This window comes from Marinicauda pacifica, assembly GCF_004793635.1.
Classification (GTDB): domain Bacteria; phylum Pseudomonadota; class Alphaproteobacteria; order Caulobacterales; family Maricaulaceae; genus Marinicauda; species Marinicauda pacifica.
In genome coordinates this window covers 16769-39187 of the sequence record NZ_SRXV01000001.1, presented here as the reverse complement: position 1 = coordinate 39187, position 22419 = coordinate 16769, and the positions used below count along the sequence as shown (strand labels likewise).

Annotated in this window: 21 protein-coding genes and 1 tRNA gene; 12 read left to right on the top strand and 10 right to left on the bottom strand. The window is 64.3% G+C overall.

Annotated features, from left to right (window positions below; all coding sequences use genetic code 11):
• Positions 1-16: 16 nt before the first annotated feature.
• Positions 17-1858, bottom strand: coding sequence for an ATP-binding response regulator (locus tag E5162_RS00180; RefSeq protein WP_158291140.1), 1842 nt, complete (start codon positions 1856-1858; stop codon positions 17-19).
• Between the two features lie 121 nt (positions 1859-1979).
• Between E5162_RS00180 and E5162_RS00175 the strand changes: the two genes are divergently transcribed.
• Both E5162_RS00175 and E5162_RS00170 read left to right on the top strand, forming a co-directional pair.
• Entirely contained in the window at positions 1980-2543 is a 564-nt protein-coding gene (locus tag E5162_RS00175) for a DUF3299 domain-containing protein (RefSeq protein WP_135942943.1), read from the top strand.
• A 193-nt stretch (positions 2544-2736) separates the two neighbouring features.
• Positions 2737-3276, top strand: coding sequence for a GAF domain-containing protein (locus tag E5162_RS00170; protein WP_158291139.1), 540 nt, complete (start codon positions 2737-2739; stop codon positions 3274-3276).
• Here E5162_RS00170 and E5162_RS00165 read toward each other — a convergent pair.
• From E5162_RS00165 to E5162_RS00140, 6 genes are all read right to left on the bottom strand, one after another.
• On the bottom strand, positions 3273-4238 hold the full coding sequence (locus tag E5162_RS00165) for a magnesium transporter CorA family protein (RefSeq protein ID WP_158291138.1): 966 nt from the start codon (positions 4236-4238) through the stop codon (positions 3273-3275). The two genes, E5162_RS00170 and E5162_RS00165, sit on opposite strands and share 4 nt — an antisense overlap.
• 181 nt (positions 4239-4419) lie before the next feature.
• Positions 4420-4496: transfer RNA gene (locus tag E5162_RS00160), tRNA-Met, on the bottom strand.
• A 165-nt stretch (positions 4497-4661) separates the two neighbouring features.
• A complete protein-coding gene (locus tag E5162_RS00155; RefSeq protein ID WP_135942940.1) occupies positions 4662-5297 on the bottom strand; it encodes a hypothetical protein in 636 nt (211 codons plus the stop codon).
• A 141-nt stretch (positions 5298-5438) separates the two neighbouring features.
• Positions 5439-7478 carry a methyl-accepting chemotaxis protein gene (locus tag E5162_RS00150; protein WP_135942939.1) on the bottom strand — a complete coding sequence of 680 codons (2040 nt, stop codon included), beginning with the start codon at positions 7476-7478 and terminating at the stop codon, positions 5439-5441.
• 82 nt (positions 7479-7560) lie between these two features.
• Positions 7561-7893: an energy transducer TonB gene (locus E5162_RS00145; RefSeq protein WP_135942938.1), complete on the bottom strand. Its 333-nt coding sequence runs from the start codon at positions 7891-7893 to the stop codon at positions 7561-7563.
• Positions 7894-8052: 159 nt separating this feature from the next.
• Complete coding sequence (locus E5162_RS00140) at positions 8053-8955, bottom strand: cation diffusion facilitator family transporter (RefSeq protein ID WP_135942937.1); 903 nt, start codon at positions 8953-8955, stop codon at positions 8053-8055.
• 281 nt (positions 8956-9236) lie between these two features.
• Between E5162_RS00140 and mnmA the strand changes: the two genes are divergently transcribed.
• The 3 genes from mnmA to E5162_RS00125 all read left to right on the top strand — a co-directional run bounded on the left by mnmA (position 9237) and on the right by E5162_RS00125 (position 12491).
• Entirely contained in the window at positions 9237-10373 is a 1137-nt protein-coding gene (gene mnmA, locus E5162_RS00135) for a tRNA 2-thiouridine(34) synthase MnmA (protein ID WP_371872213.1), read from the top strand.
• A 126-nt stretch (positions 10374-10499) separates the two neighbouring features.
• On the top strand, positions 10500-11687 hold the full coding sequence (locus tag E5162_RS00130; RefSeq protein ID WP_135942935.1) for a thiolase family protein: 1188 nt from the start codon (positions 10500-10502) through the stop codon (positions 11685-11687).
• A 141-nt stretch (positions 11688-11828) separates the two neighbouring features.
• Positions 11829-12491 carry a glutathione S-transferase family protein gene (locus E5162_RS00125; protein ID WP_135942934.1) on the top strand — a complete coding sequence of 221 codons (663 nt, stop codon included), beginning with the start codon at positions 11829-11831 and terminating at the stop codon, positions 12489-12491.
• 11 nt (positions 12492-12502) lie between these two features.
• On the opposite strand, the gene E5162_RS00120 is transcribed toward E5162_RS00125, so the two are convergent.
• Together E5162_RS00120 and E5162_RS00115 are read right to left on the bottom strand one after the other, a co-directional pair.
• Positions 12503-12925 carry a hypothetical protein gene (locus E5162_RS00120; RefSeq protein ID WP_135942933.1) on the bottom strand — a complete coding sequence of 141 codons (423 nt, stop codon included), beginning with the start codon at positions 12923-12925 and terminating at the stop codon, positions 12503-12505.
• Between the two features lie 216 nt (positions 12926-13141).
• Entirely contained in the window at positions 13142-14158 is a 1017-nt protein-coding gene (locus tag E5162_RS00115; protein ID WP_135942932.1) for a serine hydrolase domain-containing protein, read from the bottom strand.
• 268 nt (positions 14159-14426) lie between these two features.
• Between E5162_RS00115 and E5162_RS00110 the strand changes: the two genes are divergently transcribed.
• The 7 genes from E5162_RS00110 (at position 14427) to lpdA (ending at position 21486) form a co-directional block, all read left to right on the top strand.
• Complete coding sequence (locus tag E5162_RS00110) at positions 14427-15656, top strand: thiamine pyrophosphate-dependent enzyme (protein WP_135942931.1); 1230 nt, start codon at positions 14427-14429, stop codon at positions 15654-15656.
• 4 nt (positions 15657-15660) lie between these two features.
• The gene (locus E5162_RS00105) at positions 15661-16677 is read left to right on the top strand and encodes an alpha-ketoacid dehydrogenase subunit beta (RefSeq protein WP_174234976.1); all 1017 of its coding nucleotides are present in this window, start codon (positions 15661-15663) and stop codon (positions 16675-16677) included.
• A 2-nt stretch (positions 16678-16679) separates the two neighbouring features.
• Positions 16680-17999 (top strand): dihydrolipoamide acetyltransferase family protein, encoded by a 1320-nt coding sequence (locus E5162_RS00100; RefSeq protein ID WP_135942930.1) that lies wholly within the window; start codon positions 16680-16682, stop codon positions 17997-17999.
• Between the two features lie 4 nt (positions 18000-18003).
• Positions 18004-18453 (top strand): SRPBCC domain-containing protein, encoded by a 450-nt coding sequence (locus E5162_RS00095; RefSeq protein WP_135942929.1) that lies wholly within the window; start codon positions 18004-18006, stop codon positions 18451-18453.
• Between the two features lie 142 nt (positions 18454-18595).
• On the top strand, positions 18596-19687 hold the full coding sequence (locus E5162_RS00090) for a serine hydrolase domain-containing protein (RefSeq protein ID WP_135942928.1): 1092 nt from the start codon (positions 18596-18598) through the stop codon (positions 19685-19687).
• A 67-nt stretch (positions 19688-19754) separates the two neighbouring features.
• Positions 19755-19952 (top strand): hypothetical protein, encoded by a 198-nt coding sequence (locus E5162_RS00085; protein ID WP_135942927.1) that lies wholly within the window; start codon positions 19755-19757, stop codon positions 19950-19952.
• A 115-nt stretch (positions 19953-20067) separates the two neighbouring features.
• Positions 20068-21486, top strand: coding sequence for a dihydrolipoyl dehydrogenase (gene lpdA / locus E5162_RS00080; protein WP_135942926.1), 1419 nt, complete (start codon positions 20068-20070; stop codon positions 21484-21486).
• A 15-nt stretch (positions 21487-21501) separates the two neighbouring features.
• On the opposite strand, the gene E5162_RS00075 is transcribed toward lpdA, so the two are convergent.
• Entirely contained in the window at positions 21502-22413 is a 912-nt protein-coding gene (locus tag E5162_RS00075; protein ID WP_135942925.1) for a flagellin, read from the bottom strand.
• Between the last annotated feature and the right edge of the window lie 6 nt (positions 22414-22419).

Sequence of the window (22419 nt, the reverse complement as noted above, 5' to 3'; positions counted from 1 at the left end):
TCGAGTGAGCCTCGCCTCACGCGATACGGCGCAGGTTCACCACGGCGGTTGGATCCGATTGCAGCACGAGGCGCAGCCCTTCCAGGAGCGGCTTGGCGACGACAGGCGCGCGCACATGGACTTCTTCACCGACCATGGTGAACGGCTCGGACAATTCGGCATCGAGACGCAGGATCGGGGTCAGCGAGTTTGTCGAGGCCAGACCGCGAATATCGGCAATCACGTCCTCAGGCGCACAATCATCAAGCTCCAGGCCGACCACGACGGCATCGTAGGCGGCAGAGTTGAGGATCTCGGTCAGTTCCCGCCCGCTCGACGCACAGGTGACGGTGCAGTTGAACGATTTAAGATAGCCCAGGAGAACCGACTGGCGAGACGTATCGCGCTCGGCAGCCAGGATGCGCAGGCGTCGGCTGGTCAGGTCCAGGCGCTCGCTTTCAGCGTATCGGTCCGCCTTGTTTGACTGACGAAGCTGCAGCTCGACGCTGAAGCTGGAGCCGCGCTCGAGCGGTTCGAAACTGACGCTGCCATTCATCAGTTCGGCCAGGCGCGAGGCGAGGTGCAGGCCCAGCCCCGTCCCGGCTTCGCGGATCGACTGGTCCATCTTGTCGCGCGAGAACGCATCGAACAGCGTATCGCGCGCGCCTTCGGGCACACCGCTTCCAGTGTCGCAGACGCTCACACGCAAATTGCTCGACTCGTTTTCCAGCTCGTCGTGTTCGATACGGACCGTGATGCCGCCCTCATCTGTGAAGCGGATGGCGTTTTCCAGAAAGGTGCTAATGACCTGCATCAGGCGGTTCTCGTCGCCGCGCAGCGCCTTGTCCGCATCGCCGGCATATTCAACCGCGAATTCCAGGCCCTTCTCGCGCGCGAGCGGACCGTTAGTGCGCTCGACGCGCTCGCCCAGTTCGCGCGGGGTCACGTCGTCCAGCACGAGCTCGAGCCGGCCGGCCTGAATGCGCGACACATCAAGGATATCACTCACCAGGGTCGAGAGCTTTTCCGCGCTGGTGCGAATACGCCCGACCATCCGGTTGGGCTCCTCGCCCAGATCGGTATCGGTCAGGATCTGCGACATGCCCAGGATGCCGTTCAGAGGCGTGCCCAGATCGTGGCTCATATTGGCGAGAATGGCCGCGTTCGAACGCGCCTGCTCCTCGGCGGTCCGCGCGGCGGCCTCGTGGCGTTCGGCTAGGCTGGTCATGGCCTCGGTCTGCGCCTCGGTTTCCTCGCGCGCCTCGGCCAGGGCCGCACTGGTATGGACCGCCTCGACGAGCACGTTCGAATAGGCCCGCGCCAGGCCGTGCAGCGCAATGCCGAAGCCGACCAGCATCACGACGAGGAGCCAGCCAAACACCGTGCCGGACAGGGCCAGCGACAGGGCCCAAAGGCCAAGAGCGGGCGCGGCATAGGCGACAGCCACGCTCTGCTTGGCCGCCGAGGTCATCACCGCTCCGGCCACCATGCCGGCAATCACAAGGGCTATGGCCTGGTGAACCACGACCGGCGCATCGGAGGTAACCATGAGGGGAACGACGCCCCAAGCCACGCCCACCCCGAAGGAAAACATCAGATACGCCGTCATGGCCCGGTCGCTCGGCAGACGATCTGCCTGCCGCGCGGACCACATGCAGGCGAGGCGGCCGAGCGTCAGCGCGGACAGCGTCACGAACCAGATGGCATGAAGTGTCAGGTCGACGTGGCCGAACAGGAAGACGCTGAGCAGGACCGCGTTGATGATATTCATCGGTACGGCGCGCAGCGCACTGCTGGCCACAAGGCCCCGGCGCGCATCATTGGTCAGGGTCGCGACCTGTTGAGCGCGCTCACTGGCGCGAGCGTGTGAAAACCCCATTTTCATCCTCCAAACCGCATTTTGGCGCGGCTATTTCAGGATGATTGTGCACAGCGCTCGTTAAAACCGGGTATGCAAGCCGTTTACACTACTACAACCCCAATTTTCGTGGAGTACCGTCGTGCGTTTAGCTCAATCAGTCCTGTCTCTTGGCCTCGCCCTGCTGGCCGGTCTCGTCGCCGCCTGCTCCGAGGACGATGCGCGCCAGGACCTGGCCGGAGCCACGCAGGAGACCCTGGAGATCAGCTGGCCCGACCTCTTGCCGGCCAGCGAGCGGGCAACGCTCGATGCAATGCGCTCCGGCGCAGGCTCCGCAGAGGACCTGGCGGAGTATTCCTCGTCCTCGCGCGACTACCAGACCGGCAGTTTTCGCACGGTGGAGCGACTGGACGGCCGGCGTGTGAGGATGCCCGGCTTCCTGCTGCCCCTCGACGTCACCCAGCGCGGACAGGCGAATGCTTTCCTGCTGCTCCCCTATCACGGCGCCTGCGTGCACTACCCGGCGCCTCCGCCGAACCAGATCGTCTATGTGACATCGATCGAGCCGGTGGCGTTCGACGCGCTTTGGGATCCGGTCTGGGTCGAGGGTGTTCTGCAGATCGACCGCCGGGCAACCGAGCTGGCCGAAACGGCGTATTCCATGACGGTTGAGTCTGTCAGCGACTACGCGCCGGAACCGTCATAATTTGGTTATATTCGGGGGGCACTGATGTGGATAACATCAGTCGCGATGGCGCCCCGCCCGTCACCACCCGACCTCCAATTTGCTGAAAAATAGATATAAGTTGGTGTTCACTGAACTTGTTCATCTTACATTAATGTTGCATTTACCATAACGAGCTCGAGACACAGAAGAGGGAGTGTCGACGATGGTTCGAATGGATTTGGAACGGATTGCCAGGCTGGGGCCGGTTGAAACGCTGGAGCCCGCGCGCACTCATGCGACAGCAGCCCGCCTCGATACATTGGACGCCCTGGCACGAAGCGCGGCGATGGCCTTGCACACGTCCATCGGCCTGATCTGTCTGGACGAGGGTGAGACCCTGCGCCTGGTTGGCCGGCACGGCACGGACCTTCCCCGCGTCAGGCGCGAAAACACATTCTGCGATCAGACCCTGCGCGAACTTCAGCCGCTGGTGGTTTCCAACGCGCGTCTCGACCCGCGCTTTCAGTTTCGTCCCTTCGTTACCGGTCAACCCGGCCTTCTGGCCTATGCGGGCGCACCGCTTATTTCCGACACCGGAGAGGTGATGGGCACGATCTGCGTTCTCGAGCGGTACGGCCGCAGCTTCGAAGCCGGCGAAATCCTGTCGCTTCTGCGTCTCGCCGACCTTGCAAGCCAGGCGCTTTGCGACATGCACGATGATCTGCGCGCCGTGCCCGCAAGGCCGGAGACCCCCGGGGTCACGAACAGCTAGAGCCAGTTCATGCGCTTGAAGAACAGGAAAGGCCCGATCGCGACGACGGCCATCAAGGCAAGCGCGTACGGATAGCCAAACATCCAGTCCAGTTCCGGCATGATCTCGAAATTCATGCCGTAAATGCTGGCAACGAGCGTGGGCGGCAGGAAAATCACGGCGATCACCGAGAACAGGTTGATGATCGAGTTCTGGGCGCTGGAAATGAAGCCCAGCGTCGCGTCGAGCAGAAATGCGACCTTGTTGTTGAGATAACCCTCCTGCTCGATCAGCGATTTCAGATCCTCGCGCACGATGTCGAGGCGTTCGTTCTCGATCGTGGCATCGTCCTGAAGACGTGCAAATCCCAGAACCCGGTTCAGGCTCAGCAGACTCTGCTGCACCTTGCCGACCCGGTTGGCGATCAGCCCGGTCCGCGTCAGCAGATCGTCGTAGACCTCCGTGACCTGGGCACTCTTCTTGGTAGCCCGGCTGGTGAACAATTCCTGCGAGATCGTTTCCAGACCCGCCCCCGCCTCTTCCAGAATATCCGCGGACCGGTCGATGATGGTTTCGAGAAGACCGGTCAGCACATCCGCGCCCGAGCACGGTTCGTCGGTGCGCCGTCCGAGTCTCGCCAGGTAGCTGTCGAACGGGCGCGGCTCATGGTAGCGCACGGTAACCAGCCGGTTCGCGTTCAGCACGAAGCTGACCGGGCCGTCCTGCGGCATCTCCCGCCCCGCCGCACTGACCAGGGTCGCGGTCATGATCCGCGCCTCGCCCTCGCGATAGGTCCGGGAACTGGCTTCGATCTCCTCCATGTCGGCCCGTGTCGGTAGACCGACCCCGACGAATCCGGCCGCAGTGACCAGTTCCTCGCTATCGGGATCGAGCAGATCGACCCAGACCGCGCTGTCCGGGATCGCGCCCGGCTCATCCGGGCGCATCAAGGCCCGCCCGCCTGCATCGAGATATCGAAGCATGTCACCTCCCGCCATTGCCTTCGTGCGCCCAACCCTTCGGCCTGCGCCGGGGTTCCCCTGACCCTCTTGCGCCTGTTCCCGGTCTTTCACGAGACCGAAGCGGTTACAGGGACACAGATCCGCGCGAGCACGCGCATCTGGCTGCGACGCGGCCGGGTCTTGATCGTCTGAAAGGAAGGAATGGTAGCGGAGGAGGGACTTGAACCCCCGACACGCGGATTATGATTCCGCTGCTCTAACCAACTGAGCTACTCCGCCACACTGGGCACGGCACTGACTGAAATCGCGCGATGCGCAGGTTTCGTCAATCCTCGTCAGGCGCGTGCATATACGTGCGTGGCGGCGCGGGCGCAAGCCTTGGGCGGCGCTGGATCAGCTTGGCTTGCAGAACCCGCTGCAGTCACCCGCCGACGGCGGGCCGCCTCAGTCAGCATCCGGCTCCGGCGCGGTCTTTCTCACGCCGGATTTCAAGAAGGCGCTGATGGCCGGGAAATTGGCTTCGCCGAAGGACTCCACCAGGTGGCGAACCGGCCGCGCGCTGTCCGCGTTCGAACGCAGGAAGGAAAACTCCTCCTCCAGCAGGCTCTTGTTGGCCGTGCCCTGCCACCAGAACATCAAGACCGCCTCGAGGGTGTTGAGATAGTCGATCATCAGCCAGCGCAACTGGATGATGTGCTTGGGCGACAGGCCCGTGATCATACCGGCTTCCTGGCCAAGCTCGCCCACGGCCTGGCGGTCGTAGAACTCCACGCACCCGCGCACATCCTCGAGAAGGGCGACCGGAAGTGCCGGAGTATGGAACTTCTCTATGTCCTGGATGATGCGGCTATTGATGTGGCACGCATTGTTGACGAACTGAAGCATGAGGTCCGTCTCGGGACGCTTGTTTTCGATGTAGATGCGCGCGGCGTCGATCGCGGCCTGCTTCTTCAGGCGGGCGTTTTCGGCGGCGGCGTTCTTGCGGCTGAGATTGAACTGCTGAGCAGCGATGACGACCGAAAGCGCCGTCACAATCGCCGCGAGGGCTGTCACGATCTCGCTGATATTGCCAAATTCCAAGACTTCCCCTCCGTGGCCGGGGATCAGCTTGGCACCGAAGCGGCCCGAATCAAAGCGATCCGGTGCGCCAAACGAAAAGGGCGGCGCCCGCAGCGCCGCCCTTCTCCCGCCCCTCCGCTTGCGCGGCTTTCTGCCTGTATCCTACGCCGCGCGCACACCGTCGAGGAAGCGGGCCACCGCGCCGCGCAGGTCTTCGGCTTCAGTATTCAGGCTGGAGGCGGCCTGGTTGACCTGGGCCGCGCACTGGCCGGTCTCGGAGACGGTCGCATCCACGCCCTGGATGGATTCGGCCACGCGGCGCGTGCCGCCGGCCGCTTCCTGGGCCGAGCGGGTAATCTCGCTGGCCGCAGCGCGCTGCTCTTCCATGGCGGCAGCAATGGCGGTGGAGATCTCGTTCATCTCGCTGATCACCTCGCCAATATTGGCGATCGCATCGACGGCTTTCTGGGTCGCGTCCTGAATGCCCGTGATCTGTTCGGAGATCGAGCCTGTGGCGCTAGCCGTCTGGCTGGCGAGCGTCTTCACCTCGCTGGCCACAACCGCAAAGCCCTTGCCCGCTTCGCCGGCGCGTGCCGCCTCGATCGTGGCATTGAGGGCCAGCAGGTTGGTCTGCTCGGCAATATCGTTGATCAGCTTGACCACGCCGTCGATCTTGTGGGCGGCGTCAGAGAGCGTGCGCACATCGTGATTGGCTTCCCCGACACGCGAGGCAGCCTGCTGGGCAATATCGCTGGAGCGGGAGATCTGCTGGGCGATTTCGGAGATCGAGGACGTCATTTCCTCGGCCGCGGCGGCGACAGTATCAACGTTCTGGGCAGCCGTGCTGCCCGCCTCGTTGGCATCGGCTGTCTTCTGGCTGGCGCCGTGGGAGCTTTCGGTCAGCGCGTTGGCAGCCATTTCCATTTCATTGGCAGCCTCGGACACGGCGTTGAGCGCACGCGAGGACGCGTCGTCGAAGCCTTTGACCAGTTCCTCAATCGACTTGGCGCGCGTTTCGCGGGCCTGACGCTCGGCAGCCGTCTCGCTTTCCAGGCGCTGGCGTTCGATCGCATTTTCGCGGAAGACCTCGACCGAGCGCGCCATGCCGGCGATCTCGTCCCGGCCGCTATCGTCGACCTCGCGGCTCGTATCGCCATCGGCGAGCGCCGACATGGCGCGCGAGATACCGGTCAGGCGCTTGAGAAGATTGTTGTTGACGTAGAAGTAGGTGATGGCGGCCGACAGCGCGACGGCCACGACCGCGATGATGGCGATCAGCACGGTGCCGAAGGCGATCGCGCTATTACCCGAGGCCATGGCCTGATCGGTGCGCGTCTGGGCGACTTCGGCCACGCTGGCTACAACCTGGCTCATCATGGCGCCGGCCATCCGGGCTTCTTCCACGGCGTAATCAGCGTTCTCAGAGGCCGTCAGCTCGCGACGCGCCAGATCGAACAGGCCGGTCTCGCCTTCACCGCGTTCCAGGAAGGAATTGACGGTCACACGGACTTCGTCGCTCACTGAGCCGCCCAGAATTGCCAGGTTCACAAACAATTCGTCGGCGGCGTCGAGATAACGGTTTTCCAGAGCGTCGACAGCTTCAGCCTCGGTCACCGCATCCAGTTCGGCATATTCGGTGGCGATCAGGTTCAGGCCCATGATTGCGCGCAGAAGCGATTCAACCTCATCGGCGCTGCTTGCGGTATCGAGTTCGGTTTCGAGGCCGGTGGCGGCTTCCTGGCGCTCACGCAGCGCAGCATTGGTCTGTTCGCCGCGCGTTTCGCGCGCTTCCAGCTTGCGGGCGACAGGCCCGGTCGCATCGGCGACGCGCGCAGCCAGATCGTCCAGCGTCGTTTGAATTTCGGTCAGGTCGCCCTGGTTCAGTCCGGCGGCCTCCATCCGGTCCACGGCAGCACTCGCATCTGCAAGCAGCGAGTTGAGCTGGGCCTCGGCGCTGGTGGCCTCGATCTGATCGCGGGAGCGGGCAAAGGCGGCCAGCTGGCCGGTGATGGCTCCGGACGTGGCTTCGAGCGACTTGGTCGCTTCAGCCAGCGGGGCGGCTTCTTCCACCAGATCCGTCATTGCCGTTCGGGCTACCGCGAACGAAAAAAGCCCGGCGCCAGCGGCGGCGAGCGTCGTCACGGTCACGAGCGCGAACGCTGCGAGCAGCCGTGTCTGGACCGAGTGGAGGGAGATCTTCATCTTAAAGCCCCGCTAAGGTTAATTCTGATGGTCCCAAGAAAAGGCGGCGTCGGTTAACGCCGCCTTTCTTGAAGTGTCCGACTTAACCGCCGAGGTTGAAGTCGAAGCGTTTTTCCACGCCCGTCGTCACGGAGCCCGGCACGTAGCGCCAGTCTTCCAGTGCACGAAGCACGGCGCGGTCGAAAATCCCTTCCGGGGTCTGCTCGACGACTTCGACGTTCGCCACTTCACCGGTTTCGGTGACGTTGTAGCGCACGGTCACATAGCCTTCGAGTTCACGGCGCTCGGCGCCACGCGGATATTCCGGCGCGGCCACTTCGACCAGCTCCGGCTCGGCCGCCTGAGCAAATGCAGTGCCGCCCATCAGGCTCGCACCGGTCACGACAGCCGCCATCAGGCTTGAAAACTTCTTCATCACACCCTGTCCTTTTATTTGACACTTGTTCTTCGTGTCTGACTTCGCTTGGCAAACCCGCCCCATCCCGGTTCGGGCATGGCGAGGTATAGGCCTGCATGGGTTGCCAGCCGCTTAACGTGAGTCAGAAAAAGGGCAGATTACGCCAGCCGCTTGTATTTACTGATCGGCGCACGTGCCGAATTCGGCCTCGACCGTCACGTGGGACAGGCCGTGCTCGCGTTCGAGGCGGGACTTGATCGCCTGGACCGTGGCGTCCACCCCGACATTGCTCGCCAGCCGGGCGTGAAGTGTCATCATCGGGCGTTCCTGGGTGATCGACCAGACATGGATGTGGTGGACATCTTCCACGCCGTCGATATGAGCCATCAGATCGGTCCGGATCGCCTCCCGGTCGGTTTCCGGCGGCGCCGCCTCCAGCAGGATCAGCCCCGCATCGCGCATGAGGCGCCAGGCCGAGAAGGCGATCAGGCCCGAGATGGCCAGTGACAGGATCGTGTCGATCGCCAGGAAGCCGGTCCACAAGATCACCCCGGCCGCCACCAGCGCAGCCACAGAGCCGAGGATATCGCCCATCACATGGGCGGCCGCCCCGCGAATGTTCAGATTGTCCCGGTCCGCCCCGTGGAGGATCGCAAATGCGATGATGTTCACCACCAGGCCCAGCGCGGCGATGACCATCATCGGCCCGGCCTCGATGTCTTCGGGACTGGCCAGGCGGCCGATGGCCTCGATCGCGATCCACACCACGATCACGCCCAGCGTCACGCCATTGGCGAACGCCACCAGCACCTGGACCCGGTCGAAGCCGAAAGTGCGCCGCGCATCGGCCGGGCGGCGCGACACCCGGAAGGCGAACCAGGCCAGCGACAGCGCCGCGAAGTCGGTGAACATGTGCGCCGCGTCGGCAAGCAGCGCCAGCGAGCCGGTCAGAATGCCCCCGACGACTTCGGCGACCATGAACAGGCCCGTGATCGCCGCCGCCAGAAGCGTGCGCCGCTCATTGCCGGCATGGGTATGGACGTGATGGTGATGACCGCTGTGGTCGTGATCGTGAGCCATGGGAGGGAGCGTTAGCGTGCTGCGCGTCGGCTGGAAAGCTATGGAATAACGTTGCGCAGCCGGTTTCAGCTCGTCGCGGCCCTCCCCTTCCACCCAAGGGCGTTCTGTCTTATATCCCGGCCATCTTTTTCGTTTGCTGGCGGCCTTGACCCGCCGGGAGGCAAGACATGACGACCCTGATCAACCGCACCCCGGACGCATCCGGGCGTGCCGGCGCACCGCTATCCGCGCCTGCTGCATCCGCCCCGCCCGCACTCGATGCGGACCGCGTGGATGCACTGATGGCCGAATACGGCCTTGTCGGCGACTTTCTCCAGCTTGGCGGCGATCCGGCGAGCCACCGCGTGGTGGCCGCCATGTCCGGCGGCGTGGACTCCTCTGTCGTCGGCGCCGTGCTGCACCGGGCCGGCTATGATGTGGTGGGCATGACGCTGCAGCTCTACGATCATGGCGAGGCGATCCATCGCAAAGGCGCATGCTGTGCCGGGCAGGACATTCACGATGCGCGGCGCGTGGCCGACGCGATGGGGTTTGCCCACTACGTCCTCGACTATGAGTCCCGCTTCAAGCAGGCGGTGATGGACGACTTCGCCGACACTTATCTGGCCGGCGCGACGCCGATCCCGTGCGTGCGCTGCAACCAGACGGTCAAGTTCGCGGACCTGCTCGAGACTGCCCGCCAGCTCGGCGCGGATGCGCTGGCGACCGGCCACTACATCCGCCGCGACATGAGCGGCAACCGCGCCGGCCTGAAGCGTGCCGCAGACCCGGGCAAGGACCAGTCCTATTTCCTGTTCGCGACCACGCACGAGCAGCTGGACTTCCTGCGCTTCCCGCTCGGCCATCTGAGCAAGGACCAGACGCGCGAGCTGGCCGAAGCCTTCGGCCTGGGCGTCGCTCACAAGCCTGACAGCCAGGATATCTGCTTCGTGCCGGACGGTGACTACGCCTCCGTGGTCAAGAAGCTGCGTCCCGAAGCGGCCCGGCCGGGCGAGATCGTTCATGCCGACGGGCGCGTGCTCGGCGAGCACGAGGGCGTCATCCATTACACGGTTGGCCAGCGCCGCGGGCTGGGTGTCGCGACGGGCGAGCCGCTTTACGTCATCCGCCTCGATGCCGATGCCGCTCAGGTCATTGTCGGCCCGCGCGAGGCGCTGGACGTGACGCGTATCGCCCTGTCGGAAGTCAACTGGCTTGGCGAGGGTGATCTTGCAGACGCGGACGGTCTGGCGATCGGCGTGAAAGTGCGTTCGACCCGGCCGCCCAGCCCGGCCACGCTCGAAGTCGGCGATGACGGCGTTTTCGTCCTGCTCGCCGATGGCGAACAGGGCGTTGCCCCCGGTCAGGCCTGCGTCTTCTATTCCGACGGCGATCACGAACGCGTGCTCGGCGGCGGCTGGATTCGCGCCACGCGCTAGTCTTTGCGCCGCCGCGGGGACCTGCCTGCCAGCGCTCTTGACGCAGCGCGGTAGAAAAGTCTCATGTGGCGCCCGAAATTGCCCCGAGGCGTGCAATGACGCCTCGTCCCCGTGAGGAGTATCGAAATGAGCACTGAAGACCCGATTGTTATCGTCGGCATGGCCCGCACGCCGATGGGCGCGCTCCTGGGCGAGCTGTCGCCTTTTTCAGCGAACGAGCTGGGTGCCGAGGCGGTCAAGGCGGCCCTGGCCGAAGCCGGCGTCGCCGGTGACGATGTCGACATGATCTATATGGGCAACGTGCTCGGCGCCGGTCAGGGCCAGGCCCCGGCCCGCCAGTCGGCGATCAAGGCCGGCCTGCCCAAGTCGGTCGAAGCCACCACGCTGAACAAGATGTGCGGGTCCGGCATGCAAGCCGCCATCATGGGCCGCGCAGCCATCCGGGCCGGCGATGCCAATGTGCTGGTCGCCGGCGGCATGGAGTCCATGACCAACGCGCCGCACCTGCTTCCGAACCACCGTTCGGGGTTCAAGTATGGCCACGATGTCATCAAGGACCACATGGCTCAGGATGGTCTGGAAGACGCCTACGAGAAGAAGGCGATGGGCGTCTATGCCGACATGATCGCGCAGGAAAACCAGTTCACGCGCGAAGACCAGGATGCCTACGCGATCGAAACGCTCAAACGCGCCCAGAAAGCCGGTGAGAGCGGCGCGTTCAAGCGCGAGATCACGGCGCTCACCCATGCGAGCAAGAAGGGCGACGTCACGGTCGATACCGACGAGCTGCCGCGCCGCGCCAAGCCGGACAAGATTCCCAGCCTGCGCCCGGCTTTCTCCCCGGACGGCACCGTGACCGCAGCCAACGCCTCGGCCATCTCCGACGGAGCAGCCGCGCTGGTGATGATGCGCCTGTCCGAAGCCGAACGCCGCGGTCTGGCGCCGATCGCCAAAATCGTCTCGACCGCGGGCCATGCTCACGAGCCGGCCTATTTCACCACCGCTCCGGTCCCGGCCATGCGCAAGGTCATGGAGAAGGCAGGCTGGTCGATCGGCGATGTCGATCTGTGGGAAATCAACGAGGCCTTTGCCGTCGTTCCGATGATCGCGATCAAGGAACTCGGCCTCAGCCACGAGAACATCAACATCAATGGCGGGGCCTGCGCGCTTGGTCACCCGATCGGCGCCTCGGGCGCGCGCATCCTGGTGACCCTGCTGGCGGCGCTGGAAAACCACGACCTCAAGCGCGGCGTGGCCTCGCTGTGCATTGGCGGCGGCGAAGCGACTGCGGTCGCAGTCGAACGCATGTCGTAGGAAAGCGCCGGCTTCTCTGCAGAAGACCGTCCTTGCCACGCGCGAGGCACAAACCCCCGGCCCTTCCGGCCGGGGGTTTGTTTTTGCCCGAGGTCAGCCTAGCTTGCGACTGGCATAGTCCGTGCCCAGGAAGGCTCCGTCATGATTACCGTTCACCACCTTGAAGACTCCCGTTCCCAGCGCGTGCTCTGGCTGCTGGAAGAGCTGGGCGTCCCCTACGAGGTCAAGCGTTACGAACGCGATCCGAAGACGAAGCTGGGCCCGAAGGCGCTCTACGACGTGCACCCGCTCGGCAAGTCGCCGGCCATCACCGATGGCGACGTCACCGTGGCCGAGACCGGCGCGATCTTCGAGTATATCGCCGACACCTGCGAGACCGGCGATCTCATGCCCGAACGGGGCAGTGCGGACCGGCGCGCGGTCACCTACTGGCTTCACTACGCCGAGGGTTCGGCCATGCCCTTGCTGGTGATGAAGCTCGTCTTCTCCCGCCTGCCGGTCAACGCGCCGCTGCTGATGCGCCCGCTGGTCAAGTCGGTGTCCGGCAAGGCCCAGGACAGCTTCATCGATCCGCGCATCGGTGAGCATGTGCGCTTCTGGGAGCAGGAACTGGCCAAGACGGGCTGGTTCGCCGGCGAAGACATGACGCTGGCCGATATCATGATGAGCTTTCCCCTCGAGGCTGCCAATCAGCGCGCTGACGTGAGCAAGACGCCGAATATCCGCGCCTTTCTGGAACGCATCCATGCGCGCGACGCGTACAAGCGGGCTCTGGAACGCGGCGGGCCCTACAGCTTCGCCTGAGAGGACCGGGATCAGTCCAGCAGCAGGACCGAGTCATCCAGTGGATCTGGGTGCAGCTGGCTAAGTCCCACGAAATCGACGGCTTCTACCCAGCTGTCAAAGACTTGCACCCTCGCGCCGGCGTCCCGCCCGGCCTGAACCATCACATCCACAGGTCCGGCGGGGTGCGCGCCCCGGATGCACGCCCAGCGAAGCCCTGCCGGCAGGGTGAGACGCACGCCCTGCGCAAACAGGCTCCAATTGGCCGGATCGGGGAAGCTGTCGAGCAGACGCATGTCCAGTATCACCCCCCAGATACCGTCCGTCGCCACGAAGCGCTTGAAATCCTGCAGGCGATCCATCGCCCCTTCCATGTCCTGATGGCCCTGGACTGCGACATACCAGACGCGGATCCGGTCCTTGAGGATGAAGCTTCGCGCAACGTTATCGGGCATGGGCTAGTGGCTTTCGCAGGACTGGTACAGGCGGGCAAACCTGCTCGGGCCGGCTTTGGAAAGGGTTAACCGCGGGCCGCCAAGTCCTTAAAATTACACATCTAGTCGACCAGCAATGGCTCATAATCCTCTAGCGGGTCGGCCACGTCGGGAGCCAGGCCGCAATGCGCCGCAGCCTCCCGCCAGAAATCCACGACTTTCACGCTCGCACCGGCCTCATGGCCCGCCTTCGCAATCTTTGCCAGCAGCGCGCGCGGGTGGTCTCCCCTGATGAGTGCGCTTCGCAGCCCGGCCGGCAGCTTCAACCTCACCCGGATAGAGAATCTGGCCGCCCCAGCCATCAGCGGCGATCAGCATCGAGCCTGCCTGCTGCTTCCCCCACCACAGATATCCGTAGCCGTCGAAGAAGCCGTTATTGAACATCTCGGGCGGGTCGGTCTCTGCGCTGGAGTGCATCGCCGTCATTTCTGTGATCCAGTCTTGCGATACGATGCGCTCTCCCTGGAACTCACCACCATTGGCGACCAGCAGGCCAATACGCATCAGATCGTCAGCGCTCATATAGATCACGTACTGACGCATGCTCGATCCTTCGACGCTGTCGTAATCGACATCGGCCGGTGAGAAATGCTGCAAATCCAGGGGGGTGCCGAGCCACTCGTCGATCAGCGCGCCAAGCGGCTGCCCGGTTTGCTGTTCGAGGATTTCACCCAGGGCATTGAAGCCCCAGTTATTATAGAAAAACTCCTCGCCCGGCTGCGCGGAATAGCGCTGCGGGCGGTCCCAGTTCTGACCGGACGCTTCGATATAGATGCCCGAGCGGGCCGTCATCAGGTCACGGATCGTGGCCTGGCGCTCGGTCTCGGTCAGCGGCGATCCGGTATCGTCAAAGCCGATCTCCTCAAGCGTCTGATCAAGCGAGATCAAGCCGCGCTCTATAGCAATCCCGTAGAGAATCGCGATGAGGCTCTTGCGCACCGAATGGGTATTGATCTTCGCGGCGACCTGGCCCTCGCGATAGAGGAGCTGACCGTCGCGCACGATGATCATGGCATCCACCCGCATCTCGTCCCGGTCACCGACCGCGGAGACGACTGCCTCACTCTCGTAATCGCCGGCTCGTTCCAGAAAGGCGAGCCCGTCCGGGTCCGTTCTTGAGCACCCGCCGATGGCTATGAGTGCGATCAGGCCCGCAATCGCGGCTGCGCGTGTGCTGTGTCTCGTCCCGGTCATGGATGGCGTCCCCTGCGTCCCCGCCTCCGGCCCAGCGCCGGTACGAATTGGGATCGGACGCTGGCATGCAGGTCACAGGCCTACAACTTTAATTCTTGTAACCTCCAGGCCACAAAACCCGGCGGCTGCGGGACTTTACACGCTGGGTGAAACCTTGTTCGCACGCGCAGCAAGCCTAGACATCGCCCTGCGGTCCGGTTACCTCCCGCACCGCACGTTTCGAGCCCTCCGCCGAGGGCGCTGCGAAGAACAGGACGGACCTGCCGCGATGTCGAATACAAACGCGCGCTTCCACGTTCCCACCGCGCCTTTCCGGCCCGGGGAGACGCCCGACTTTTCCAATCTGGACCTGCAGAAAGCCGGGGATGCCCCGCGTCCGGACCCGGGAATCGATGCCGGCGAGACCGCAAGCCTCGCCACCGGGCTGGTCGGCGTGCTCGACCATAATCACCAGGCGGTCGGCGAGTGGGACCCGAAGCTGAAAGCGGACCTTCTGCGCGAAGGCCTGTCGCACATGGTGCTCACGCGCATCTATGACGAGCGCATGCTGAAACTCCAGCGCCAGGGCAAGATGAGCTTCTACATGAAGTCGACCGGCGAGGAGGCCGTCGCCGTCGCGGCCGCCATGGCGCTCGACAAATCGGACATGGTGTTTCCCAGCTACCGCCAGCAGGGCATCCTGTTCGCGCGCGGGCGCAACATCGTCGACATGATGTGCCACTGCATCTCCAACAGCCGCGACAATCTCAAGGGCCGTCAGCTGCCCGTCCACTACACGTGGGCGGAGGGCAATTTCTTCACGATTTCCGGCAATCTGGGCACGCAGTTTCCCCAGGCGGTCGGCTATGCGATGGCCTGCGCCTACAAGGGCGAGGACCAGGTTGCGGCCAGCTGGATCGGCGACGGCACCACGGCAGAGGGCGATTTCCACTCCGCCCTGACCTTGGCCTCCACCTATCGCGCGCCGGTAATCCTGAATGTCGTCAACAATCAGTGGGCGATCTCTACCTATCAGGGCATCGCCAAGGGCGACGCGCCGACCTTCGCCGCCAAGGGTCTGGGCTATGGCCTGGCCTCGCTGCGTGTGGACGGTAACGACTTCCTGGCGGTTTACGCCGCGACACGCTGGGCACGCGAACGCGCGACCGCCGGCAAGGGCGCGACGCTGATCGAGCTATTCACCTACCGCGCCGCCGCGCACTCCACGTCTGACGATCCGTCCAAGTACCGGCCCAAGAACGAAGAGACGGCCTGGCCGCTCGGCGACCCGATCGAACGTCTGAAGCAGCATCTGATTGGGATCGGCGAATGGGACGAGGACCGGCACGAGAAGCTGGAAGAGGAAATGACCAAGCTGGTCGTGAAATCCTACAAGGACGCGGAAAGCTACGGCACGCTGCATGACGGTCCGCTGGCCCCGACCGAATCCATCTTCGAAGACGTGACCGAAACACCCGACTGGCGCCTGCGCCGTCAGCGTCAAGAGCTGGGGATCTAGCGCCATGCCCGCGATGAACATGATCCAGGCCCTCAATTCGGCCATGGACATCCTTCTGACCCAGAACCCCGACGTCGTGATGTTCGGCGAGGATAGCGGCTATTTCGGCGGCGTGTTCAACGCGACGGACAAGCTGCAGGCCAAGCACGGCGCGCACCGGGTCTTCGACACACCGATCAACGAGGCCGCGATTGCAGCCATGGCCATCGGCATGGCCGCCAAGGGGCTCAAGCCCGTCGCCGAGATCCAGTTCTCCGACTACATCTTCCCCGCCTTCGACCAGATCGTCTCGGAGATGAGCCGTATCCGCTACCGCTCGGCGGGCCAGTTCACGTCCGGGTGCGTGCTGCGCAGCCCGTGGGGCGGCGGCATTCGCGGCGGCCAGACCCATTCGATGAGCCCGGAAGCCTTCTTCACCCACATTCCCGGTGTGAAAGTCGCCATCCCGTCCAACCCGTACGACGCCAAGGGCATGCTGATCGCAGCGGCCGAGGGCAATGACCCGGTCATCTTCTTCGAACCGAAACGCATCTATAACGGCCCGTTCGACGGGGTGCCCGACGCGCCGCTGAAAAGCTGGGCCAAGCATCCCAAGGGCGAAGTGCCCGAAGGCCATTACCGCGTCGAGCTGGGCAAGGCCGAGGTGACGCGCGAGGGGTCGGCCTGCACGGTCGTCACCTACGGCACGCTGGTCCATGTCGCCGAGCACGCGGCGGAAAAATCGGGCATCGACGCGGAGATCATCGACCTCAAATCGCTCTCGCCCTACGATATCGACACCATCGCCGCTTCGGTGAACAAGACCGGCCGCGCGATCGTCGCGCACGAAGCCCCGCGCACGTCCGGCTTCGGCGCCGAGCTGGCCGCGCAGATCCAGGAAGACTGCTTCTACGCGCTCGAAGCGCCTGTTCTGCGCCTTACGGGCTGGGACACGCCCTACCCGCATGCCCATGAATGGGCTTATTTCCCGATCCAGTCGCGCTTCATCCGCGCGATGGAAGCCGTCACGAAGGCCGTCTGACCATGAGCCAGTACAAGTACAAACTCCCCGATGTGGGCGAAGGCGTCGTCGAGGCGGAAATCGTCGAGTGGCACATCAAGGAAGGCGACACGGTCACCGAGGACCAGCACATCCTGGACGTGATGACCGACAAGGCGACGGTGGAAATTCCCTGCGCGGTCAACGGCAAGGTCAAGAAGATCGTCGGCGAGCCCGGTGAGGTCATCCCGGTCGGGACTGAAATCCTCATCATCGATGTCGAGGGCGAAATCCCCGACGACGTGGAGGACCAGGCCGAGCCCGAAGCCAAGGATGCCGAGGTCGACACTCCGGACGCGACAGAAAAGAAGGACAGCGCGAAGAGCGAGGCGCCTGAACCCAAAAGCGAGCCCAAGAGCGAGCCTGCGCCGAAGCCCGCCGCCGCGCCCTCGACCCCGGCTTTACGCGCCGACGGCGAGAAGCCGCTGGCCAGCCCGGCGGTTCGCAAGCGCGCGCTGGAAGCTGATATCGACCTGGCCGCCATCCCCGGCACCGGCCCGGCGGGCCGCGTCACGCACGAGGATCTGGACGATTTCATCGCTGCGGGCGGACGCCTCGCCTCCAAGGCGGGCGGCAGCGCCGGCGCGTCGAAAGCCCCGCGCACCGGAACCGAGGAGATCAAGGTGATCGGCCTGCGCCGCAAGATCGCGGAGAACACGGCCAAATCCAAGCGGACCATTCCGCACATCACCTATGTCGACGAGATCGACCTGACGGCGCTGGAAGACCTGCGCGCCCATCTCAACGCGAGCAAGCGCGACGACCAGACCAAGCTGACCATCATGCCCTTCCTGGTCCAGGCGTTGGTCAAGGCCCTGCCCGAGTTTCCCCAGGCCAATGCCCATTTCGACACCGACAACTCGGTGCTGACCCAGTATGACGCGGTCCATTGCGGCATCGCCGCAGCGACGCCCAACGGGCTGATGGTGCCCGTCATCAAGCACGCCGAAACGCTCGACATCTGGGACACCGCCGCCGAGGTCAAGCGTCTGGGCAATGCCGCCAAATCGGGCAAGGCAAGCAAGGACGAGCTGTCCGGTTCGACCATCACCATCACCTCGCTCGGCGCCCTCGGCGGTATCGTGACCACCCCGGTCATCAACCTGCCCGAGACCGCGATCATCGGCGTGAACAAGATGCAGACCCTGCCGCGTTACGACGAGGCCGGCCGTCTCGTCCCGCGCAAGATCATGAATCTCTCCTCCAGCTTCGATCACCGCATCGTGGACGGCTACGAAGCCGCGCAGCTGGTCCAGAAGATGAAGGCGCTTCTGGAAAACCCGGCAACGCTGTTCATGGGGTGAGTTGATGCCGCTCGAAGCCCGCGCAGAGGTCGAGGTCTGTGCGTCTCTGGACGCGGCGTTCGAGCTGTTCGTGCAAGGTTTCGCGCAATGGTGGCCGCGCCAGTACTCCTGGTCCGGTGAGCATCTGGTCGATATCAGAATCGAACCGGGCCTTGAGGGTCGCCTCACCGAAACCGGGCCCCACGGCTTTACCTGCGACTTCGGCCGTGTGACGGCCTATGGCCCACCGGCCGGCATCGCCTTTCTCTGGCAGATCAGCCCCAGACGCGAACCCGTGCCCGACCCGAGCAAGGCCAGTCTCGTAACCGTAAAGTTCGCGGAGTCCCGCGGCGGTACGCGTGTCGCTCTGCGCCACACCTCGTTTGAAAACCACGGAGCGCGCGACTACGCTGCGGCGATGGGGTCGGAACACGGATGGCCCTACATCCTGAGCTGCTATGCCCACGCGGCCTGAACCGCCCTCCGGTTCCAGAGGTGGGAGCCGCAGAGAACCTTGCCTGCACGGAAGTCGGACCTCGCTGTCTTTCGAATAATTCACTCTTAACGGGTTAGAACGGCTGCTAATCTTCCGACAAAACAGGAGGAGTTTGCCGGAAATGATCCGTACTGCGCTAACTGCCAGCCTTGCTGCGCTTGCCGCGTCGGCTGCCCTTGCCCAGACTCCGGCGGCGGAAGAGTTTGCCGCGGGCCTCGCCGACTACCGCCGCGAGCACCAGATCCCCAGCTTCTCGGTCATCGTGCTGCAGGACGGCGTACCGGTGGTCGAGGAGTATCTGGGGTGGTCGGATGACGAGGGCGATGTCGCAACGACTGCCGACACCGCCTATTACTCTGCCTCGGTCACCAAGACGGTCACGGGTACAGCGCTCTTCCTTGCCGATCGGGCCGGAGAGATCGACCTCGACCGCCCCTATTCCGACGCGGCAGACTGGCGCGACTTCTGCGAATGGTTCCCAGACTCCGGCATCATCCTGGCGGGTGGACAGATTGACGGGGTCGCGGTCCCCGATTTCGAGTGCCAGAGCCAAACCCTGCGCCAAGGCATCAACATGCAGGTCAATGGCGAGCCTGGCACAGATTTTCTCTACAATGCGATGGTCTTCGCGCGGCTGGGCCGGTTCATCGACGAGGTTCACGATCGGGATCTGCGCAGCCTGGTCTACGCCTATGCGCTCGACCCGGCGGGCATGGAGAACACGGCTGCCGGCTGGCGCGACCATGACCGCGGGCGCGTGTTGAGCTATCTCGCGCCGCCCTTCCACGTCGTGGATGGCCAGTTCGTGAAGCAGCCCTTTCCCGACGACGACTTTCGCGGGGCGGCCGGGCTGTATATGAGCCCCATGGAGCTTGCCCGGTTTGACCGGGCGCTGGACGACGGCACGCTGATGGACGCAGAGACCCGCGCCGTGCTGTGGACGCCCCCCGATAACGCGGACGGCACGCCCTCCGAATATTCCAATGGCTGGTTCCTGCAGGACTATCAGGGCGAGCGCCTGGTCTGGCATTCAGGCTGGCAGCCGGAAGCCTACTCCGCCATCTATCTGAAAATCCCCGAGCGCGGTCTCACCCTGATCGCGATGGCCAATACCGAGGCCCTGTGGTGGGGTAACCGGCTCGACCGCGCCGAAATCCACCGCTCCGATCTCGTCTCGGCCTTTATGGCGACGTTCGAAATCGGCAACCCGTGAAGCTCGCGAGGGGAACCTGCCAGGACCCGCCGCGTTCGTCTCGCCAGCAACTTATGGGGACGATCGCATGAAGACCTTCGGCATTTTCCTGGTTGGCGCCTTGCTCATCATCGCCGGCGTCACCTTCGCCCTGATCCAGATCGGCATTTCTCCGACCTGGATCGTGATTGTCGATCTCGTGATTCTCGGCATCGCCATCGCAAGCGGCGCGAGCCTCACCAAGCGCTGGGCCGATAACACGAAGGTCGAAGTCGACAAGGACTGAGAGCGGCACAGCTGGAGCGGCCGCGCGGGGCAGGTGTCAGCCTGCCCCTTTTTACTTGCGCACCAACCGGCTAAACCGGCGCCAAGTATTGCCGGTCCAGCAGGAGTAAAGCGCCATGGCCAAGTCCAAGACATGTCAGGTTCTCGTCGTCGGCGGCGGTCCGGGCGGCTACCCGGCCGCGATCCGCGCCGGACAGCTCGGCCTGGACACCATCATCGTGGACAAGCACGGCCTGGGCGGCACTTGCCTCAATCGCGGCTGCATTCCCTCGAAAGCCTTCATCCACGCCGCCAGCAAGTTTGAAGAGATGCGCCACACCGCCGAGAAAGCGGACATGGGCATCTCGCTGGCCAGCGCGCCGGAGCTGGACATGTCCGGCCTCGTGGCCTGGAAGGACTCCATCGTGGGCAAGCTGACCAAGGGGGTCGGCCAGCTCCTGAAAGCGGCCAAGGTCGAACATGTTGACGGCTGGGCCACCTTCAAGAACGCGAAGACCTGTGTGGTGCACACCGATGAGGGCGAGATCGAGATCACGGCGGAGAACGTGATCCTCGCCACCGGTTCGAAAGAGACCGAGCTGCCCTTCATGCCGTTCGGCGGCCCCGTCATCGGGTCTACCGAGGCGCTCGATCTGTCCGAGCTGCCCGAGAAGCTCGTCGTGATCGGCGGCGGGTATATCGGCCTGGAGCTCGGGATCGCCTTCCGCAAGCTTGGCAGCGAGGTGACCGTGGTCGAAGCACTCGACCGCATCCTGCCGCTTTACGACAAGGAATTGGTGCGTCCGGTCCAGACCTGGCTGAAGAAGAACAAGGTGACGCTCAATCTGGGCTGCAAGGCCAAGGGCATGCGCGAGGAAAACGGCAAGGCCGTGCTCGAATTTGAAGACGGCGACGCCAAGACGCACGAGGTGGAGGCGGACCGGATTCTCGTCGCGGTCGGGCGCAAGCCGGTGACCCAGGGCTGGGGCCTCGAGGCCATGGGCCTGGACATGGACGGCGCCTTCATCAAGGTCGACGACCAGTGCGCGACCGGCATGCGCGGCGTTTACGCCATCGGCGATCTGGTCGGCGAGCCCCTGCTGGCTCACAAGGCGACCGCGCAAGGTGAAGCCGTGGCCGAGATCATCGCCGGCGAACGCCGCCGCTTCGATCCTTATGGCATCGCGGCGGTGTGCTTTACCGAGCCGGAAGTGTGCGGGGTCGGCCTGTCGCCGGACGAGGCCAAGGCAAAGGGCATCGCGACGAAGATCGGCAAGTTCCCGCTGGCCGCCTCGGGCCGCGCGCTGTCGATGGAAGGCGGGATGGATGGCGGCTTCGTGCGCATCACCGCGCGCGAGGATGACCATGTGATCCTCGGCATCCACGCCGTCGGCAAGCACGTGTCGGAGCTGTCGGGTGAGTTCGCGCTGGCCATCGAGATGGGCGCGCGCCTGGAAGACATTGCCGGCACGATCCACGTCCACCCGACGCTGACTGAGTGTTTCGCCGAGGCGGCGCTGGCCGCGCTGGGCCACCCGATCCACATCTCTGCGTAGAGGCGAAGAAGCGCGCTAGCGCAGGAAGTTCAGCAGGCTGACCTGGGATAGCGTGCTGAAGGTCGCGGCCGAGACCTGGATGGCGTTCTGGGCCTGCTGGAACCGGGTCACCGCCCCGGCCACGTCCACGCCCTCGACGTCCTCGACGAACTGGGTGAGGTAGTTCTTCCGGTCACCCTGGGCGGTGATCTCGCCTTCGATGCGCTGTTGCATCGCGCCGTTGCGCGCGGTCTCGGAGTTGATCTGTTCGAAGGCCTGGACCGTGTTGGCGATCTCCGTGCGCAGGAAAGCCTGCTGAGCGGCATCAACCGGGCCGTCGAAGGGCCCGTTCGGTCCCGCGTCGAAATCGGCGATGCGTTCGAAAACCCTCATGATGTCGGTCGCGAAGTCGGAAGCCAGGGGGCCGACGTCGACGGTGGTGTCCTCGTCGATCAGCATCGTCTGCTTGCGGTCCGAATTGTCGAACACGTCACCGATCGCCGCGGCGGCCTGCAGGTCGGCCAGGCTGTTGGCGTTGAATGGCGGGGTGTCGGTGCGCGTCCCGCCAAAGATGTAGGACCCGTTCGACTTGGTGTTGAGCGCTGCCCTGATCCGGTCGAAGCTCTCTTCGACTTCAGTCATCATGTAGGTTGCGTCGCCTGTGGTCAGCGCCTCGCGCAAATCCTTCACTGCGCCGGAAATCTCTTCAAGCGCCAGATTCTGGATGCTCAGCCGGTTATCGAGACGCTTGGCGGCCGAGTTGAAGGACTCGTTGCGCTCCAGCGCGCCGCGCGCGGCCAGAATGGTTTCGGCCTCATGGCCATAGCCTTTCAGATCCGGCGCGCGCTTGCCGGTAGAGTATTGCTCGCGCGCCTCGAAGGCATCGCGCTGCGCACGCATCAAGTCCATCAGGGCGGACTGGGATGCAGCCTGGGTTGAAATTCTCATGTTTCA

Bases quoted from the DNA above. Each gene is read 5' to 3' on its own strand.
- E5162_RS00180 (WP_158291140.1), bottom strand. From the start codon at position 1,858: ATGGGGTTTTCACACGCTCGCGCCAGTGAGCGCGCTCAACAGGTCGCG.
- E5162_RS00170 (WP_158291139.1), top strand. From the start codon at position 2,737: ATGGATTTGGAACGGATTGCCAGGCTGGGGCCGGTTGAAACGCTGGAG.
- E5162_RS00165 (WP_158291138.1), bottom strand. From the start codon at position 4,238: ATGCTTCGATATCTCGATGCAGGCGGGCGGGCCTTGATGCGCCCGGAT.
- E5162_RS00150 (WP_135942939.1), bottom strand. From the start codon at position 7,478: ATGAAGATCTCCCTCCACTCGGTCCAGACACGGCTGCTCGCAGCGTTC.
- E5162_RS00145 (WP_135942938.1), bottom strand. From the start codon at position 7,893: ATGAAGAAGTTTTCAAGCCTGATGGCGGCTGTCGTGACCGGTGCGAGC.
- E5162_RS00140 (WP_135942937.1), bottom strand. From the start codon at position 8,955: ATGGCTCACGATCACGACCACAGCGGTCATCACCATCACGTCCATACC.
- mnmA (WP_371872213.1), top strand. From the start codon at position 9,237: ATGGCCGAATACGGCCTTGTCGGCGACTTTCTCCAGCTTGGCGGCGAT.
- E5162_RS00130 (WP_135942935.1), top strand. From the start codon at position 10,500: ATGAGCACTGAAGACCCGATTGTTATCGTCGGCATGGCCCGCACGCCG.
- E5162_RS00125 (WP_135942934.1), top strand. From the start codon at position 11,829: ATGATTACCGTTCACCACCTTGAAGACTCCCGTTCCCAGCGCGTGCTC.
- E5162_RS00120 (WP_135942933.1), bottom strand. From the start codon at position 12,925: ATGCCCGATAACGTTGCGCGAAGCTTCATCCTCAAGGACCGGATCCGC.
- E5162_RS00115 (WP_135942932.1), bottom strand. From the start codon at position 14,158: ATGACCGGGACGAGACACAGCACACGCGCAGCCGCGATTGCGGGCCTG.
- E5162_RS00110 (WP_135942931.1), top strand. From the start codon at position 14,427: ATGTCGAATACAAACGCGCGCTTCCACGTTCCCACCGCGCCTTTCCGG.
- E5162_RS00105 (WP_174234976.1), top strand. From the start codon at position 15,661: ATGCCCGCGATGAACATGATCCAGGCCCTCAATTCGGCCATGGACATC.
- E5162_RS00100 (WP_135942930.1), top strand. From the start codon at position 16,680: ATGAGCCAGTACAAGTACAAACTCCCCGATGTGGGCGAAGGCGTCGTC.
- E5162_RS00095 (WP_135942929.1), top strand. From the start codon at position 18,004: ATGCCGCTCGAAGCCCGCGCAGAGGTCGAGGTCTGTGCGTCTCTGGAC.
- E5162_RS00090 (WP_135942928.1), top strand. From the start codon at position 18,596: ATGATCCGTACTGCGCTAACTGCCAGCCTTGCTGCGCTTGCCGCGTCG.
- E5162_RS00085 (WP_135942927.1), top strand. From the start codon at position 19,755: ATGAAGACCTTCGGCATTTTCCTGGTTGGCGCCTTGCTCATCATCGCC.
- lpdA (WP_135942926.1), top strand. From the start codon at position 20,068: ATGGCCAAGTCCAAGACATGTCAGGTTCTCGTCGTCGGCGGCGGTCCG.
- E5162_RS00075 (WP_135942925.1), bottom strand. From the start codon at position 22,413: ATGAGAATTTCAACCCAGGCTGCATCCCAGTCCGCCCTGATGGACTTG.